The sequence below is a fragment of the Gordonia sp. NB41Y genome (assembly GCF_030718915.1).
Taxonomy (GTDB): Bacteria; Actinomycetota; Actinomycetes; order Mycobacteriales; family Mycobacteriaceae; genus Gordonia; species Gordonia desulfuricans.
This window is the reverse complement of sequence record NZ_CP132196.1, coordinates 4318253-4332712: the sequence shown is the minus strand read 5'-3', so window position 1 is coordinate 4332712 and position 14460 is coordinate 4318253. Positions and strand designations below refer to the sequence as shown.

The 14460-nt window shown below is 69.7% G+C and carries 15 protein-coding genes; 8 read left to right on the top strand and 7 right to left on the bottom strand.

What is annotated here, in order from left to right; all coding sequences use genetic code 11:
* Nucleotides 1-6 precede the first annotated feature (6 nt).
* Entirely contained in the window at nt 7-792 is a 786-nt protein-coding gene (locus Q9K23_RS18820; protein WP_020789438.1) for a lysophospholipid acyltransferase family protein, read from the bottom strand.
* A 162-nt stretch (nt 793-954) separates the two neighbouring features.
* On the opposite strand from Q9K23_RS18820, the gene Q9K23_RS18815 reads away from it, so the two are divergent.
* Entirely contained in the window at nt 955-1587 is a 633-nt protein-coding gene (locus Q9K23_RS18815) for a PaaI family thioesterase (protein WP_020789440.1), read from the top strand.
* A gap of 19 nt (nt 1588-1606) precedes the next feature.
* On the top strand, nt 1607-2536 hold the full coding sequence (locus tag Q9K23_RS18810) for an amidohydrolase family protein (RefSeq protein ID WP_053776647.1): 930 nt from the start codon (nt 1607-1609) through the stop codon (nt 2534-2536).
* A gap of 74 nt (nt 2537-2610) precedes the next feature.
* Here the strand turns inward: Q9K23_RS18810 and Q9K23_RS18805 are convergent, their stop codons facing one another.
* The 3 genes from Q9K23_RS18805 to pdxH all read right to left on the bottom strand — a co-directional run bounded on the left by Q9K23_RS18805 (nt 2611) and on the right by pdxH (nt 5767).
* The gene (locus Q9K23_RS18805) at nt 2611-3684 is read right to left on the bottom strand and encodes a 2-oxoglutarate and iron-dependent oxygenase domain-containing protein (RefSeq protein ID WP_053776646.1); all 1074 of its coding nucleotides are present in this window, start codon (nt 3682-3684) and stop codon (nt 2611-2613) included.
* A 35-nt stretch (nt 3685-3719) separates the two neighbouring features.
* Nucleotides 3720-5009 (bottom strand): MFS transporter, encoded by a 1290-nt coding sequence (locus Q9K23_RS18800; RefSeq protein WP_053776658.1) that lies wholly within the window; start codon nt 5007-5009, stop codon nt 3720-3722.
* Between the two features lie 62 nt (nt 5010-5071).
* Entirely contained in the window at nt 5072-5767 is a 696-nt protein-coding gene (gene pdxH / locus Q9K23_RS18795; protein ID WP_053776657.1) for a pyridoxamine 5'-phosphate oxidase, read from the bottom strand.
* 197 nt (nt 5768-5964) lie between these two features.
* Between pdxH and Q9K23_RS18790 the strand changes: the two genes are divergently transcribed.
* Together Q9K23_RS18790 and Q9K23_RS18785 are read left to right on the top strand one after the other, a co-directional pair.
* Nucleotides 5965-7092 carry a citrate synthase 2 gene (locus Q9K23_RS18790; protein WP_020794013.1) on the top strand — a complete coding sequence of 376 codons (1128 nt, stop codon included), beginning with the start codon at nt 5965-5967 and terminating at the stop codon, nt 7090-7092.
* A 98-nt stretch (nt 7093-7190) separates the two neighbouring features.
* The gene (locus Q9K23_RS18785; RefSeq protein ID WP_020794014.1) at nt 7191-7415 is read left to right on the top strand and encodes a hypothetical protein; all 225 of its coding nucleotides are present in this window, start codon (nt 7191-7193) and stop codon (nt 7413-7415) included.
* Nucleotides 7416-7423: 8 nt separating this feature from the next.
* Here Q9K23_RS18785 and Q9K23_RS18780 read toward each other — a convergent pair whose 3' ends face one another.
* Together Q9K23_RS18780 and Q9K23_RS18775 are read right to left on the bottom strand one after the other, a co-directional pair.
* On the bottom strand, nt 7424-9025 hold the full coding sequence (locus tag Q9K23_RS18780; protein ID WP_305950236.1) for an ABC transporter permease: 1602 nt from the start codon (nt 9023-9025) through the stop codon (nt 7424-7426).
* On the bottom strand, nt 9025-9969 hold the full coding sequence (locus tag Q9K23_RS18775) for an ABC transporter ATP-binding protein (RefSeq protein WP_020793411.1): 945 nt from the start codon (nt 9967-9969) through the stop codon (nt 9025-9027). Before Q9K23_RS18775 ends, Q9K23_RS18780 begins: the two co-directional genes overlap by 1 nt.
* Nucleotides 9970-10102: 133 nt before the next feature.
* Here Q9K23_RS18775 and Q9K23_RS18770 point away from each other — a divergent pair, with 133 nt between their 5' ends.
* From Q9K23_RS18770 to Q9K23_RS18755, 4 genes are all read left to right on the top strand, one after another.
* Nucleotides 10103-10663, top strand: a complete 561-nt coding sequence (locus Q9K23_RS18770; RefSeq protein WP_053776644.1) for a hypothetical protein — start codon at nt 10103-10105, stop codon at nt 10661-10663.
* A 151-nt stretch (nt 10664-10814) separates the two neighbouring features.
* Nucleotides 10815-11960, top strand: a complete 1146-nt coding sequence (gene serC, locus Q9K23_RS18765; protein ID WP_053776643.1) for a phosphoserine transaminase — start codon at nt 10815-10817, stop codon at nt 11958-11960.
* A gap of 127 nt (nt 11961-12087) precedes the next feature.
* Complete coding sequence (sepH, locus tag Q9K23_RS18760; protein WP_053776642.1) at nt 12088-13173, top strand: septation protein SepH; 1086 nt, start codon at nt 12088-12090, stop codon at nt 13171-13173.
* Between the two features lie 8 nt (nt 13174-13181).
* A complete protein-coding gene (locus tag Q9K23_RS18755) occupies nt 13182-14033 on the top strand; it encodes a hypothetical protein (protein WP_053776641.1) in 852 nt (283 codons plus the stop codon).
* A 22-nt stretch (nt 14034-14055) separates the two neighbouring features.
* On the opposite strand, the gene Q9K23_RS18750 is transcribed toward Q9K23_RS18755, so the two are convergent.
* Entirely contained in the window at nt 14056-14460 is a 405-nt protein-coding gene (locus Q9K23_RS18750) for a DUF2537 domain-containing protein (RefSeq protein ID WP_082365760.1), read from the bottom strand.

Sequence of the window (14460 nt, the reverse complement as noted above, 5' to 3'; positions counted from 1 at the left end):
GGCAGGTCAGCCGATTACCGGGAACCGGCGGTGGCGGGCGAGATCGTCGAGGGCGTGCTGCATGTGCTTGCGGACCATGACGTCGACCTCGGCGATGTCGGGGTCGGTCCCGAACTCGGCACGGATGTCGATCGGGTCGAGCACCTGGGTGACCATCTTGGACGGCAGCGGGACGTTCGGCGGCAATCCGAGGGACAGGCCGAACGGGAACCCGAAGGCCAGCGGGGTGGCATCGATCCGCAGCAGCTTGTCCAGCCGCAGCAGTTTGGCCAGGCCCTCACCGCGGGTGAGGAACAGCTGGGTCTCCTGACCGCCGATGGTGACCATCGGGACGATCGGCACACCGGCCTCCAGAGCGGTGCGGATGTAGCCGGTGCGGCCGTTGAAATCGATCTTCGCGTCGTCACGGGAGGGACGCATGACGTCCCAGTCGCCGCCGGGGAACACCAGGGTGGCCACTCCCTCGCGCAGCGCGGCGACCGCATTGCGTGGGTGGGCGCGCAGGAAGCCGAACCTCGGGAAGATCTGGTCGATGCCGGGCAGGAACAGGGCGTCATGGGCGAGGGTGTAGAGCGGACGCTCGGTGCCGAACTGTTCGGCGAAGGCGACACCGATCAGCGGGACGTCGAAGGCCATCAGTCCGCCGGAGTGGTTGGCGACCAGCAGCGCACCGCCGTCGGGCACCTTCTCCATCCCGCGCACCTCGGAGCGGAAGTACCCCTTGGCGATCAGTCGCAACAGCGGCAGCACCTGCCGCACCCATCCCTCGTCGCGGTCCATCCCGTCGGCCATCTGCCCTCCTCGCCGGAATCCCAGTGGAACAAGAACACGTTCTAGGTCTAAATTAGAACACGTTCTACCCGTTTGTACCATCGCCCGCGCAGCTCAGCGCAGGTATGACCTGGGACGCACAACCCAGTCAGGCGACCCATACGAGCGACCACAGGAGCGTCCATGCAGTTCACCCTCGAGGACATCACCGCCGACGAGATCGACCGGCGGCGCGGCGTCTACGGCCCCCTCACCGACTCCGTCCGCGACCTGATCGACGCGGTGATCCGCACCGAGGTCGACGCCGCCGACATCGACGACGCCCGTCGTCGGATCGACGAGGTGGTCGCGGGTCTGCGCAGCAGTCAGATCGACGGGTCCTACGGTGTGCGGTTCAACTCCGACGCGGTCGGGATGCCCTGGGGAAATGCCGTGATGGGCGTGCGGAACGCGATCGCCCCGCCGGTGCGTACCGTCGCCGACCGCGAGGGCGTCACCGCGGAATTCACCCTGGGCGCCGCTTATGAGGGACCGGCCCACCACGTCCACGGCGGTGTATGTGCGATGGTCCTCGACCAGGTGCTCGGCGAAGCCGCGGCCGCCGACGACATCCCGTGTTTCACCGGCACGATCACCGTCACCTATCGTCGTCCGACCCCGCTCGGCGCGCTCTCGGCGCGGGCGGAGATCGTCGACCGGGACGGCCGCAAGAAGATCGTGCGCGGCACACTGTCCGACGCCGACGGCGTGACCGCCGAGGCCGAGGGTGTGTTCATCGTCCCCAAGAACTGGTCGGGACCCTCGAACCTCAAGTGAGGCGGGTAACGTCGGCCACATGGACAGTGCTGTTCCCGGCCACCAGGAGGCCGCCACCCCGTTCAGCGAGCTGGAGGCCAGTCACGTCCGGGCCGTCTGGGAGCCCCTCGGACTACCGGGGCTGATCGACGTCCACACGCACTTCATGCCGCGGTCGGTGATGGACAAGGTGTGGGCCTACTTCGACTCGGCCGGCCCGCTGCTCGGCCGCGAGTGGCCGATCACCTATCGCGCCGACGAGGACGTGCGGGCGGCGGCGCTGCAGTCGTTCGGGGTGCGCGCCTACTCGTCGCTGGTCTATCCCCACAAACCCGACATGGCCGAGTGGCTGAACGGATGGGCCACCGATTTCGCCGCCCACCATCCCGACTGCCTGCACACCGCCACGTTCTATCCCGAGGAGTCGGCACCGGGCTACGTCGCCGCCGCGATCGAGGCCGGTGCACGAGTGTTCAAGTGTCACATCCAGGTCGGTGACTACTCGGCACTCGACCCGCTGCTCGACGGCGTGTGGTCGCAGCTCGCCGACGCGCAGGTGCCGGTGATCATCCACTGCGGCTCCGGCCCGGCGCCGGGCACCTACACCGGGCCCGTCCCGATCATCAAACTGCTCAAGCGTTTTCCGTCGCTGCCGCTGATCATCGCGCACATGGGCACCCCGGAGTACGACGAGTTCCTCACCCTCGCCGAACGTTACGAGCACGTGCACCTCGACACGACGATGTCGTTCACCGACTTCTCCGAGGAGTCCGCGCCGTATCCGCCCGAACTCCGGCCCCGGCTCCGTGATGCGGGGCCGAAGATCCTGTTCGGCAGCGACTTCCCCAACATCCCCTACACCTACACCCATGCCCTCGAGGCGATCGTGCGCCTCGATCTCGGGGACGACTGGCTGCGTGGGGTGTTCTACGGCAACGCCGCCCGACTGTTCGGCCCGGCGTCGCGGTAGGCAGACCCTCCACACTGACGCACACGCTCCGCGTTTTGCCCGGAGTGTCTGCCGAAGTGTGGAGGGTCTGACCGCTACCGCCGTCGCTGCATCGCCTGGCGAACACGCGCAGCTTCACGGCGGGCATACGGATTCGGTTGCCCGGCACGCGAACCCGCAAGCTTGGCGCCGATGTGCTCGCCGACGGTGATCGGCGAGTAGCGGCTCCCGGCGCCGACACAGCTCGGCAACGTGGAGATGGTGGCGTCGATGTTGCCGTCGTGGAAGTAGGCCGCCGAACGGCGACGTTCGATGCTGCCGTCGACGATCGGCGGCTTGACCCGGTGCAGCGTGGACATCCACCGTTCGTTGGTCCAGCGGGCCATCAGGTCGCCGAGGTTGATCAGCAGCGCACCGTCCTCGGGGGCGACGTCGTGCCAGGTGCCGTGGTGGTCGAGCACCTGCAGCCCCCTCACCTGGTCGGCCCACAGCACGGTGACGATCCCGTAGTCGGTGTGCTCCCCCATGCCGGTGAGCTCACCGTCCAGGTCGATCTCTCCCGGGGGCAGGGCGTAGTTGTTCATCCGCAGCACGTCGAGGGAGTGATCGGTGTAGCCGTCGAAGAAGTCCGGCGGCAGGTCGAGCGCGTCGGCGAAGATCCGGGTGAGCGTATGCGCCACCCGCCGGGCCTCGACGAAGTACGTCGACACCGCCGCCTCGAAGTGCTCGACCGCCGGCCAGGTGTTGTCGGCGTAGTGGTCGGCGGGCAGTTCCAGGTCGGGGTACTCCCCGGCCTCGACGCCGACGTTGTACGCCTCGAAGAAGTCGTTCATCCGGTCGGCCGACTCGATCCCGAGACTCAGCGACAGCGACTCCGATTTCGGGGGCGCATAGCCGCGGTTGATCTCGGCCGGGGTGCGGTAGGCCTTCTTCTCCTCGAGCGGCAGGGCGAAGAAGTCGTCCATCACCGCGGTGAACTCCTCGATCACCACCGACGGGATCTGGTGGCCGAGGATCTGCATGAATCCGAGCGAACTCGCCGCGTCGTCGATCTGCGCGGCGACCACGGCCCGCTGGGCGGGATCACCCCCGGCGACATACGGGGTGATGTCGATGGCCGGTACGTGAAAGGATTCCACGGGGTGGACGGGGGCAGTCATGGCGTCCATGGTGACATCGAATCGGAGAACTCGCTGATCACACGCTATCCGACATCGGTGAGGGCCTGTCCCGGACGGTTCACGCGGTAGGCCACGAAGGCCGGGATGGCCAGTGCCGCAACGATGGTCCCGATGATCACCCCGACACCGCCGAGTGCGGTGGTCAGCGCCACGCCCGCGGTGGCCGCGGCCGCACCGTGGGCGACGTCGGCGATCCGCGGTCCGCCGGCGACCACCACGATGAACACGCCCTGCAGCCGACCGCGCACCTCGTCGTTGGCCGCGGCGAGCAGGATGGTCTGCCGGAACGCCGCCGACGCCATGTCGGCGGCGCCACCGATCATCAGCAGCACCAGCACCACCGGCAGGATCGGCATCGCCGACCCGCCGGCGAAGGCCACCGCGACACCGGCCGCGGTGATCGCCGCACCCCAGATCAGGATGCACACGATCACCGCCAGCCCCTGCCGCTCGACCCGGGTCACCCAGCCGGAGAAGACGCCACCGAACACCGCACCGGCGGAGATGGCGACGAACAGCAGGGCGAAGGCCAGACCGCCGCCGGCCGGGCCGCCGAAATTCTCGTGCGCCATCTGCGGGAACAGCGCACGGGGCATACCGAAGATCATCGCGATGAGATCGACCAGGAACGACGCCATCAGGATCTTGTGTCCGGCCAGGTAGCGCAGGCCCTCGAGCACCGACCGTAGCCCGGCCACCTTGGGTGCGGCGGCGCTGTCCGGCGGCAGCTTCGGCAACCGGATCACCGCCCACAGTGTCGGGATCAGCAGCAGGGTGTCGAGGAAGTACAGGATCGAATACCCGAGGACCGGGATGAGTGCGCCGCCGATCAGCGGCCCGGCGATGGCCCCGGCCTGCATCACCGTCATGTTGAGGCTCAGCGCCGCGGGCAGTTGGTGTTCGGGCAGCAACCGCGGCAGCACCGCGGTCCGGGTGGGTTGGTTGACCGCGAAGAATCCCTGCTGGACGGCGAACAACGCCAATATCAGCCAGACGTTCTGCAGGTCGAGCGCCGCCTGCATCCAGAACAGGCCGCTGCAGACGATCAGTCCGATGGTGGTGCACACCAGGATGAGCCGCCGGTCGAGGACGTCGGCGAGCGCACCGCCCCACAGACCGAAGACCACCAGCGGGACCAGACCGAAGACGCCGGTCAGTCCGACATACGCCGAACTGCCGGTGATCTCGTAGATCTGGGCCGGGACGGCGACGACGGTGAGCTGTGCACCGATGACGGTGACGATGTTCGCCGTCCACAGCCGCCGGAAGAACGGATTCTGCAGTGAAGTGGTATCGGCAAGCAATCGGCGCACCGACACCACTCTATCGAGGGCCCGGCCACCGCTCCGTCCGGGCCCGGCCGGTCACCGCGACGTCACGGCTGCAGCCGTGCGGCCTGCCAGACCCCGTCGATCAGCGACAGCCGGACACGGTTGTGCAAGCGGTTGGCCCGGCCCTGCCAGAACTCCACCCGGGCCGGCTCCAGCCGGTAACCGCCCCAGTCGGCCGGGACCGGGATCGGGTCGTCGCCGTCGAGCCCGCCGTGCCGGGCGGCGATGTCGGCGGCCTTGGCCTCGAGTTCGTGCCGGCTGCCGATCGGCCGGGACTGATCCGAGGCCAGCGCCGACAACTGCGAGCCGCGCGGACGCATCCGCCAGTAGGCCTCGGTGTCCTCCGGGCTCACCGGCACCACAGCACCCCGGAAATGCACCTGCCGTTCCAGTGCGATCCATGGAAAGGTCACCGAGGCCACCGGATTGGCGGCCAGATCGATGCCCTTGTCGGAGTCGTAGCCGGTGAAGAACACCACACCCGACGCGTCGGCACCCTTGCACAGCACGGTGCGGGTGTTGGGTACGCCGTTGGGGTCGACGGTGCCCAGGACCATCGCATTGGGTTCGGGAATCCGGGCCTCGACGGCCTCGCGCAGCCACACCCCGAACAGGTCGAGCCACGGTGGGTCGCCGCGCAGCCAGCTCGGATCGAGATTGTCGCGGACACCGTCGGCGCCCGCCGCCCGATCGCCGTCGCCGACATTCGGCGGGATGCCGCCGCCGTATCCCACCCGCATGTTGGGCAGATCGATCGGCGGGATCGGGGTCGCCGGTGGAATCGGTGTGTCGCTCACCCCTGTAGAACCTACTCCCGCGGCCGACGGTCGGCTCCCCGGTGTGCCACCCCGGGTTCGCTGACCTAAAGTGCTGGTGAGATGCCACAGCCCGGCATCACACAACTTCCCACGACGTCGTGGAGAGAGGTGGTCCCGCCATGGCGGTGAAGGTCCCCGACGATTTCGTCCCCGGCCTCGAGGGGGTGGTGGCCTTCACCACCGAGATCGCCGAGCCCGACAAGAACGGCGGCAACCTGCGGTATCGCGGCGTCGACATCGAGGACCTCGTCGAGAACAAGGTGACCTTTGCCGATGTGTGGGCACTGCTCGTCGACGGCCGGTTCGGTGACGGGCTGCCGCCGGCCGAACCGTTCCCGCTGCCCATCCACACCGGCGACGTCCGCGTCGACGTGCAGGCCGCCCTCGCGATGCTGGCCCCGATCTGGGGATATCAGCCGCTGCTCGACATCGACGACGCGACCGCCCGCGCCAACCTCGCCCGCGCGTCGGTGATGGCGCTGTCCTATGTCGCACAGTCGGCCCGCGGCATCCACCAGCCCGCCGTGCCGCAGCGGATCATCGACGAGTGTCCTACCGTGACAGCACGTTTCATGACCCGATGGCAGGGTGACCCCGACCCCCGGCACATCGAGGCGATCGACGCCTACTGGGTCAGTGCCGCCGAGCACGGCCTGAATGCCTCCACCTTCACCGCGCGGGTGATCGCCTCCACCGGCGCCGACGTGGCCGCCGCCCTGTCGGGGGCGATCGGCGCGATGTCGGGGCCGCTGCACGGTGGTGCACCGGCCCGCGTGCTGCCGATGATCGAGGAGGTCGAGCGCACCGGCGACGCACGTGCGCTGGTCAAGGGCATCCTCGACCGCAAGGAGAAGCTGATGGGCTTCGGCCATCGCGTGTACCGGGCCGAGGATCCGCGGGCCCGGGTGTTGCGCCGTACCGCCCAGCACCTCGGGGTGCCGCGCTACGAGGTGGCCGCGGCGCTGGAGCTCGCCGCCCTGAACGAGCTGCGCGAACGTCGTCCCGATCGGGCGATCGAGACCAATGTCGAGTTCTGGGCCGCGGTGATCCTCGACTTCGCCGGGGTGCCCACGCACATGATGCCCGCGATGTTCACCTGCGGCCGCACCGCCGGCTGGTGTGCCCACATCCTCGAGCAGAAGCGACTGGGCAAGCTGGTCCGCCCGGCCGCCGCCTACACCGGTGCCGCACCCCGCCGACCGGAGGACGTCGACGGTTGGGGTGACGTGGTGAAGCCCGGTTTGTGACGTTCGGCCGCGCCTGTCCCCACAGACGCCCGCCGCCGGGCATGCTGGAGGGTGGGTCACGACCGACGTGACGACCGAAACCGAAGGGATATCCGTCGATGTCGAAGAATGTGAAGATCGCTCTCATCGTGCTCGGCCTCGGGGCTCTCGTGGCACTCACGGTGATCCTCCGACGTGAGAAGACCATCGTCGACGCCACCACCGCGAAGATCGAGGACACCATCGATCAGCTCGATCCGGCGGCCCGCGCCGCCGTCGTGGCCAAGCTGGGTCTCGACGCCAAGGACAAGGCCGTCGAGGCCAAGGACCGCGTCTTCTCCTGATCCGACGATCAGCCCACGTCGCGGCCGGCCCAGCACCGGCAGCCGGCCGCGACGAGGGCCACCGCGATCGCCGTACAGACGATCAGCGGCAACCAGCGCATCGGTTCGATCGGCACCACCGGCGTGTGACCGAACGGTGACAGATCCCTCGCCCACTGCGGCAGATCGAACATCCCGGCCAGCGGCCCGAGGAACAGGGCCGCGATCACCAGCCCCCATCCGAGATGGGTGAGCCCCGGCCGGATCGCGTACAGCAGCACCGCGGCGGATGCGATCACCAGCACCGCCGGGATCTGCGCGGACGCGGCCGCGAACGCATGGCCGGCCGGGCGGGCCCAGCCGCCCCCGGCGATCCCGTTGCCCAGTGTCATCGCCGACGCGGCGACCAGCGGCAGGGCGATCGATCCGGCAACCACCAAGCCGAGCTGGGCGACGTGGAATCGGGTGCGGCCCAACGGCGTCGTCAACAACACCTCGGTCCGGCCGGCCGCCTCCTCGGCCCGCACCCGCTCGGCGAGGTTCACCGACCACCCGCACGCGGCGACCGCCAGCAGCGAGAGCATGGTGAACACGAACAGATCGGTGAGGGTGGCCGCCGCCCCGGACTGCCGCAGCATCTCGGTGACCTGGGCGTTGCCGGCGGCGAGTTGGGCCACCGACGGCTGGATGAAGCCGATGATCAGGGCGTAGGCGCCGATCCCGACCACCCAGGAGGCCAGGACCGGGGCGTGTAACCGGATCGCGATGGCACCGATCGAACCCAGATGCCCGGCATGGGCGGGCCCGGGGCGCGGGGTGAGGATGCCCGCACCCAGGTCCCGGTGCAGGGCAACCCATCCCGCGGCACCCGCACAGACCACGAAGAGCACCAGGCAGGCGAGTGCCGGCAGCAGATCGTTCGCCCCGTAGGGTTCGATCATCTCGGCCCAGCCGATCGGCGTCACCCACCGGAGCCACCCCCATCCGTCAACGGTGTCGGCGACGCCGCGCAGCAGATACCCCGACAAGATCACCACCGCGGCAAGACGATTGGCGATATGCGCGGTGGTGGCCACCTGCGCGGCGAGCAATGCGACCCCGGCCGCGGCGAGACCCGTGCACGCGTACTGGCAGAACACCGCGAACAGCGGGATCGGTTCGGTACCGCCGTCGAGCGGCAGCAGTACCGCCGCCATGCCGACGGCCACCACGGCGCACAGGACGGCGGTGACCACGGTGGCCGCGGCCGGGCCGGCCAGCGGACCGGTCACCGCCGACCGGATCAGTTCCCCACGGCCGAGTTCCTCCTCTTTGCGGGTGTGGCGCACCACGGTGAGCGCGGCGACCACCGCGAGCGCCGTGACCATGAACAGTCCGGCACGCCATACTGCCAGTGCCGCAGTGGAATCGGCGCCGTCCACCGGACCGAGCAGGAACCGGAAGGCGGCATTGGAGCCGGGTCCGGCGAGCAACATCCGCCGCTTGTCCGCATCCCCGTAGGACGCGGCGATCGACGCCGCGGTGGCCGCGTTGATCACGACGAAGACGATCACGGTGACCGGGATGGTGATGCGTTCCCGACGCGCGACCAGACGCACCAGGAGTCCGGTGTGCGTGAACAGATCCCTCATCACGCACCCGCCGACGGAGTCGCCGAGGACCCCACACCGTCGGAATAGGCATGCAGGAACAGCTCTTCCAACGTCGGCGGTTCCACCGACAGATCACCCACACCCGCGCGGGCCAGCGCCCCGGTCACCGCACCGAGCGCGGCGGCGTCCACGGTGAAGGTGACCGGCGTGCCGTGCTCGGCCGGGGTACCCACCTCGAGGTCGTGGACGCCGTCGATGCCGGCGAGTGACCCGGGATCGCCGAGCACCAGGGCGGTGACCCGGGATCGTCGCAGATGCCGCAGCCGGGCAAGGGTTCCCGCCTGCACCGTCCGTCCGGCGCGGATGATGGTGACCGAATCGCACAGCTCCTCCACCTCGGACAGGATGTGGCTGGACATGAGCACGGCGGTGCCGGCGGCGGCGCGTTCACGCACACAGTCGGCGAACACCCGCGTCATCAGCGGGTCGAGTCCGGCGGTGGGTTCGTCGAGGACGAGCAGTTCGGTGTCGGCGCTCAAGGCCGCCACCAGCGCCACCTTCTGACGATTGCCCTTGGAGTACGACGAGGTCTTCTTGGTGGGATCGAGCTCGAATCGCTCGACGAGTTCGGCACGGCGGGAACGGGATCGGTCACCCACGCCCCGCATGTCGAGCAGCAGGTCGATGCACTCGCCGCCGGTCAGCTGCGGCCAGAGACTCACATCGCCCGGCACATAGGCGAGCCGACGATGCACCGCGACGGCATCGGCGAACGGGTCGGCGTCGAGAATCCGGACCGTTCCGGCGTCGGACCGGTACAGGCCCAACAGGATTCGGATGGTGGTCGACTTCCCGGAACCATTCGGCCCGAGAAAGCCCGCCGTCTCCCCGGCCCGGACCGTCAGGTCGAGTCCGTCGAGTGCGACAAAACGCCCGAAGGTCTTGCGCAGACCCCGGATATCGATCACCACATCCCCGGTCATGGGCATACCCCGAGGCTAGACCCGCCCCGACCCGTGGGTCTGCCGATCGGCCCGGCCCGATCGCACCCGGCCCGATCACACCCCGCCCGATCACACCCCGGCGCGATGCGCGCCCGGGTCCTATCGTGGTCAGGTGAGCGTCACCCTGCAGTGGATTCCGCTGGGCGCGGGCGGCCGGGTGGTCCCGGTGTGTGGCCGCGTCTACGAGGCGATCTGCGCCGGCACCGCCCGGCGCCGGCCCCGGCGACTCGTCCACGCCGCCCTGATCGTCGGCGTGGACGCGCGGCGGTACGCGGTGGAGATGGCACCGGCGTGGGGTGTCCCGGCCGGTGACCGCGGCGTGCGGCGCACCGGACCGGTGGGGCTCGGTCCCCTCGGCATGTCCCGGTTCTTCCGCTACGAGATCCGCTGCCGGCCGGACGGGGACATCCCGGATGCGGCATACGCCGTCCAGAGCCGGGTGATCACCGACGACCCCGCACGCTCGCGCCGCGTCGTCGAGTACACCGCGCTGGTCCCCGAACTCACCTGGGGCCGGCGCGCACCGGGCACCACCGAGATGTGGAACTCCAATTCGGCGGTGGCCTGGATGCTGACGATGGCCGGACTCGAAATGGACCCGATCGGCCCACCCGGCGGGTGCCGGGCCCCGGGCTGGGCGGCCGGCGTCGAACTCGCCGGCAGCGGACGGTGAATGCCCGGCCGCCGACCGCACCCGAGGGGCGGGTCGAGGTGTCCGCTCGGCGGGGATCGACCCTGACCGACCAGGTCGAATCCGCTGGTGCGGACGCGTTGGTGCAGGGTGGTAACCCTGTGTCCGGGCGCACATCCCTAGAATTGCCCCCATGAGCGACGCCGCCACCGCACCGATCACCATCCCCGCCGACCTGCTGCCCGCCGATGGCCGTTTCGGCTGCGGCCCGTCGAAGGTTCGCCCCGAGCAGCTGCAGGCCCTCGTCGACACCGGCGCCTCGGTGTTCGGCACCAGCCACCGACAGGCCCCGGTCAAGAACGTCGTGGGCTCGGTCCGTGAGGGCCTGTCCCAGCTGTTCTCGCTGCCCGAGGGCTACGAGGTGATCCTGTCCAACGGCGGTACCACCGCGTTCTGGGACGCCGCCGCCTTCGGCCTGATCAACCGCCGTTCGCTGCACCTGACCTACGGCGAGTTCTCGTCGAAGTTCGCCACCGTCGCCAAGAAGGCCCCGTTCCTGGACTCGCCCGCGGTGATCTCCACCGATCCGGGCACCGCCCCCGACCCGGCCGCCCTGACCGCCGACGACTTCGGCGGCGTCGACCTGATCGGCTGGGCCCACAACGAGACCTCGACCGGTGTGGCCGTGCCCGTCGTCCGCCCCGACGGCTCCGACGACGCGCTGATCGCGATCGACGCCACCTCCGGTGCCGGCGGCCTGGCCGTGAACGCCGCCGACACCGACGTCTACTACTTCGCACCGCAGAAGTGCTTCGCCGCCGACGGCGGTATCTGGCTGGCCCTGATGAGCCCGGCCGCCCTCGAGCGGATCGACCAGATCGCCCACACCGACCGCTGGTGCCCCGAGTTCCTGTCGCTGCCGACCGCCGTCGACAACAGCCGCAAGAACCAGACCTACAACACCCCGGCGCTGGCCACCCTGCTGCTCCTCGACAACCAGGTGCAGTGGATGCTGTCCAACGGCGGCCTCGACTGGTGTGTCGCGCGTACCGCCGACTCCAGCTCGCGCCTGTACAGCTGGGCCGAGAAGTCGCAGTTCGCCACCCCGTTCGTCACCGATCCGGCGCTGCGCAGCCAGGTGGTCGGCACCATCGACTTCGATGACGACGTCGACGCCGCAGCGGTCGCCAAGACCCTGCGCGCCAACGGTGTGGTCGACACCGAGCCGTACCGCAAGCTCGGCCGTAACCAGCTGCGCATCGGCATGTTCCCGGCCATCGATCCGGAGGACATCAGCAAGCTGACCGCCTGCATCGACTACGTCGTCGAGCGCCTCTGAGACATCGGTCGCCGCGATCGGGCCGCGCTGAACTGCGGCTTTGCCGCGTGTCCCGGCGTCCAGAGGACGGTTTGTGGTCTACCCTGGCCCCAATGCCCGCACTCATGGTCAACCGGAGGAGGAGCAGATGCGCGAGCTTCGAGTAGTCGGCGTCGACGCCGAGGGCTCCCGGGTCATCTTCCAGGATCCCGAGTCGGGTGAGAAGTTCACCGTCCCCGCCGACGAGCGCCTGCGCGCCGCCGCCCGCGGTGACCTCTCCCGACTCGGTCAGATCGAGATCGAGATGACCAGCGCGCTGCGCCCCCGCGAGATCCAGGCACGCATCCGCGCCGGTGCGACCGTGGCCGAGGTGGCCGCGATCGCCGGTGTCGGGACCGACAAGATCGAACGCTTCGCCCACCCGGTGCTGCTCGAACGCACCCGCGCGGCCGAACTCGCCGCCCTGTCCCATCCGATCCGGCACGACGGGCCGTCGGAGTCGACCCTCGCCGACGCCACCACCGAGGCGCTGGTCGCCTTCGGCGTCAACCCGGCCGATTCGAGCTGGGATGCGTGGAAGGGCGACGACGGGCACTGGGCGGTGCAGGTGTCCTGGAATCTCGGACACACCGAGCATCGCGCGCACTGGCGGTTCCAGCCCGGCTCGCACGGCGGGACCACCGATCCCCTCGACGACCTGGCCGAGGAGATGACCCATCCCGAGCTGATCGAGACCCGACGGCGGTTGTCGCCGGTCGCGATGCCGGCGTTGACCCCGGTCGTCGAGGCGTCGCCGCGGCACCCGAATGTCGACGTCGACGACGACGGCCGGGAGCACGTCACCTTCGACGCCGACTCGATCATCGGCGCCCAGCGCACCCTGAACGACCCGCGTCCCGCCCCGTTCGACGAGCACGGCACCTATGCCATGGATTTCGAGGTCGTCGAGGCCGAGTACGTCGAGGTCACCGTAGAGACCGGCGACGAGCGGGTACGGCCGGACCACCCGAGCCGGGCCGAACACGATGATCGTCCGGGCCGGGACCGTCCGGGTGGGGATCCGCAGGACGATCACCACGACGACCCCGCCGACGAGAACGACGACGACGGCTCCGACCAGCACGGACCGAAGCCTGCGCCGGTCGCCGCGGCCCGACGGCGCAAGGGCCGCAAACCCGCGGTGCCGGCATGGGAGGATGTACTGCTGGGTGTCCGTAGCCACCCGAACAGCTGAGGGGGACGATGTCGGCGCGTGCTGTCACACTCTGGTTCATCGACACCGACGATCCGGTCGGATCGCTGCGTGCGGGCGTCGAACACGACGTCACGGCCGCACAGCGGCTGGCGTCGTCGATCTACGGCGACAACGTACTGCTCCCGATGGTCGACACCACCCTCGCCGAGGCGATGAACGCCGGTGACGCGCACGTCTACGCCGGATACTACGGACGGCTGTGCGTGGTCTCCTGCTCGCTGTTCGCCACCGTCCGGCCGGCGGAACTGACCCGCACCGTCGCCTCGATCCGGCAGAGCGCGGCGGCAACCCTGCTGCACACCGACCCGGATTCGGGGATCGGTGCCTTCGCACGGTGGGAGAACGGCGAGCTGAAGCGGTCGTTCTCGGCCACCCCGGTCGACATCTTCGACGACCAGGGCCTCCCCTATCCGTTCGAGCGCCCGTTCTGGGCCGGTGAGCAGCCGCTGCACTACGCCGCCGGGGTGAGTCCTGACCCGCTGGCCCTGCCGTTCCACCCGCAGCAGCTGGCCGAGGAGTCCAACCGGGCGTGGCTGGGATTCCGGTTCACCCATCCCCTGGCCCCCACCGACATCGACCCGGCCGCCATCCCGGTGACCGGTTACGCGATCCATCCGGCCGACTACGTGCCGACCGTCGAGGACGACGACCGCTATCGTGCGGCGTCGCGAGGCGCACGCCCGGGAGACCAGGTCCCGCAACGGGTTCCCGGCGCCGACCCCGCCGCTGCCGCCGGACCCGTTCCCGGCGAACCGATCCCCGACGCCGAGACGGTACCCGCGCAGCCCCGCAAACGCGGACGACTCGCCCGCTACTTCGGGTTCGGCGGCGAGGGCTGAGCCGGTACGGTTCGCCCGCCGATCACTGACCGAGCGCGAAAAGCGCTATGGCGGAACCGAATCCGGCGAGCAGGCCGGTCAGGGAACCCCAGACCAGCCACCGCCACACCGGTCGGAACCGGAATTCCCACAGGGTCCACGACCCGGCGAGCGCCACCACCAGCACCGCGACCAGCCCGGCCCAGCGGACGATCCCACCGATCAGCGTGTACACCCCGACCAGGGTCAGCGCACAGAACATCACACTCACGGCGGTCACCAGGACACCCAGCGACCACGGTGTGGGTTCGGCATGCCGCCACGGTTCGAGGTCCCCCAGCGGCGTGGACCCCACCACCACCCGCTCGGCCTGCGGGACATAGATCTCCCATCCGGAGGTCGCGACACCGGGCGTCGTCGGGGGCGGCGAGGGCGGGGTGGCGGTCAC

Bases quoted from the DNA above. Each gene is read 5' to 3' on its own strand.
- Q9K23_RS18775 (WP_020793411.1), bottom strand. From the start codon at position 9,969: ATGACCGGGGATGTGGTGATCGATATCCGGGGTCTGCGCAAGACCTTC.
- serC (WP_053776643.1), top strand. From the start codon at position 10,815: ATGAGCGACGCCGCCACCGCACCGATCACCATCCCCGCCGACCTGCTG.
- pdxH (WP_053776657.1), bottom strand. From the start codon at position 5,767: ATGCGGGTGGGATACGGCGGCGGCATCCCGCCGAATGTCGGCGACGGC.
- Q9K23_RS18810 (WP_053776647.1), top strand. From the start codon at position 1,607: ATGGACAGTGCTGTTCCCGGCCACCAGGAGGCCGCCACCCCGTTCAGC.
- Q9K23_RS18820 (WP_020789438.1), bottom strand. From the start codon at position 792: ATGGCCGACGGGATGGACCGCGACGAGGGATGGGTGCGGCAGGTGCTG.
- Q9K23_RS18785 (WP_020794014.1), top strand. From the start codon at position 7,191: ATGTCGAAGAATGTGAAGATCGCTCTCATCGTGCTCGGCCTCGGGGCT.
- Q9K23_RS18780 (WP_305950236.1), bottom strand. From the start codon at position 9,025: ATGAGGGATCTGTTCACGCACACCGGACTCCTGGTGCGTCTGGTCGCG.
- Q9K23_RS18805 (WP_053776646.1), bottom strand. From the start codon at position 3,684: ATGGACGCCATGACTGCCCCCGTCCACCCCGTGGAATCCTTTCACGTA.
- Q9K23_RS18790 (WP_020794013.1), top strand. From the start codon at position 5,965: ATGGCGGTGAAGGTCCCCGACGATTTCGTCCCCGGCCTCGAGGGGGTG.
- Q9K23_RS18815 (WP_020789440.1), top strand. From the start codon at position 955: ATGCAGTTCACCCTCGAGGACATCACCGCCGACGAGATCGACCGGCGG.
- Q9K23_RS18755 (WP_053776641.1), top strand. From the start codon at position 13,182: ATGTCGGCGCGTGCTGTCACACTCTGGTTCATCGACACCGACGATCCG.
- sepH (WP_053776642.1), top strand. From the start codon at position 12,088: ATGCGCGAGCTTCGAGTAGTCGGCGTCGACGCCGAGGGCTCCCGGGTC.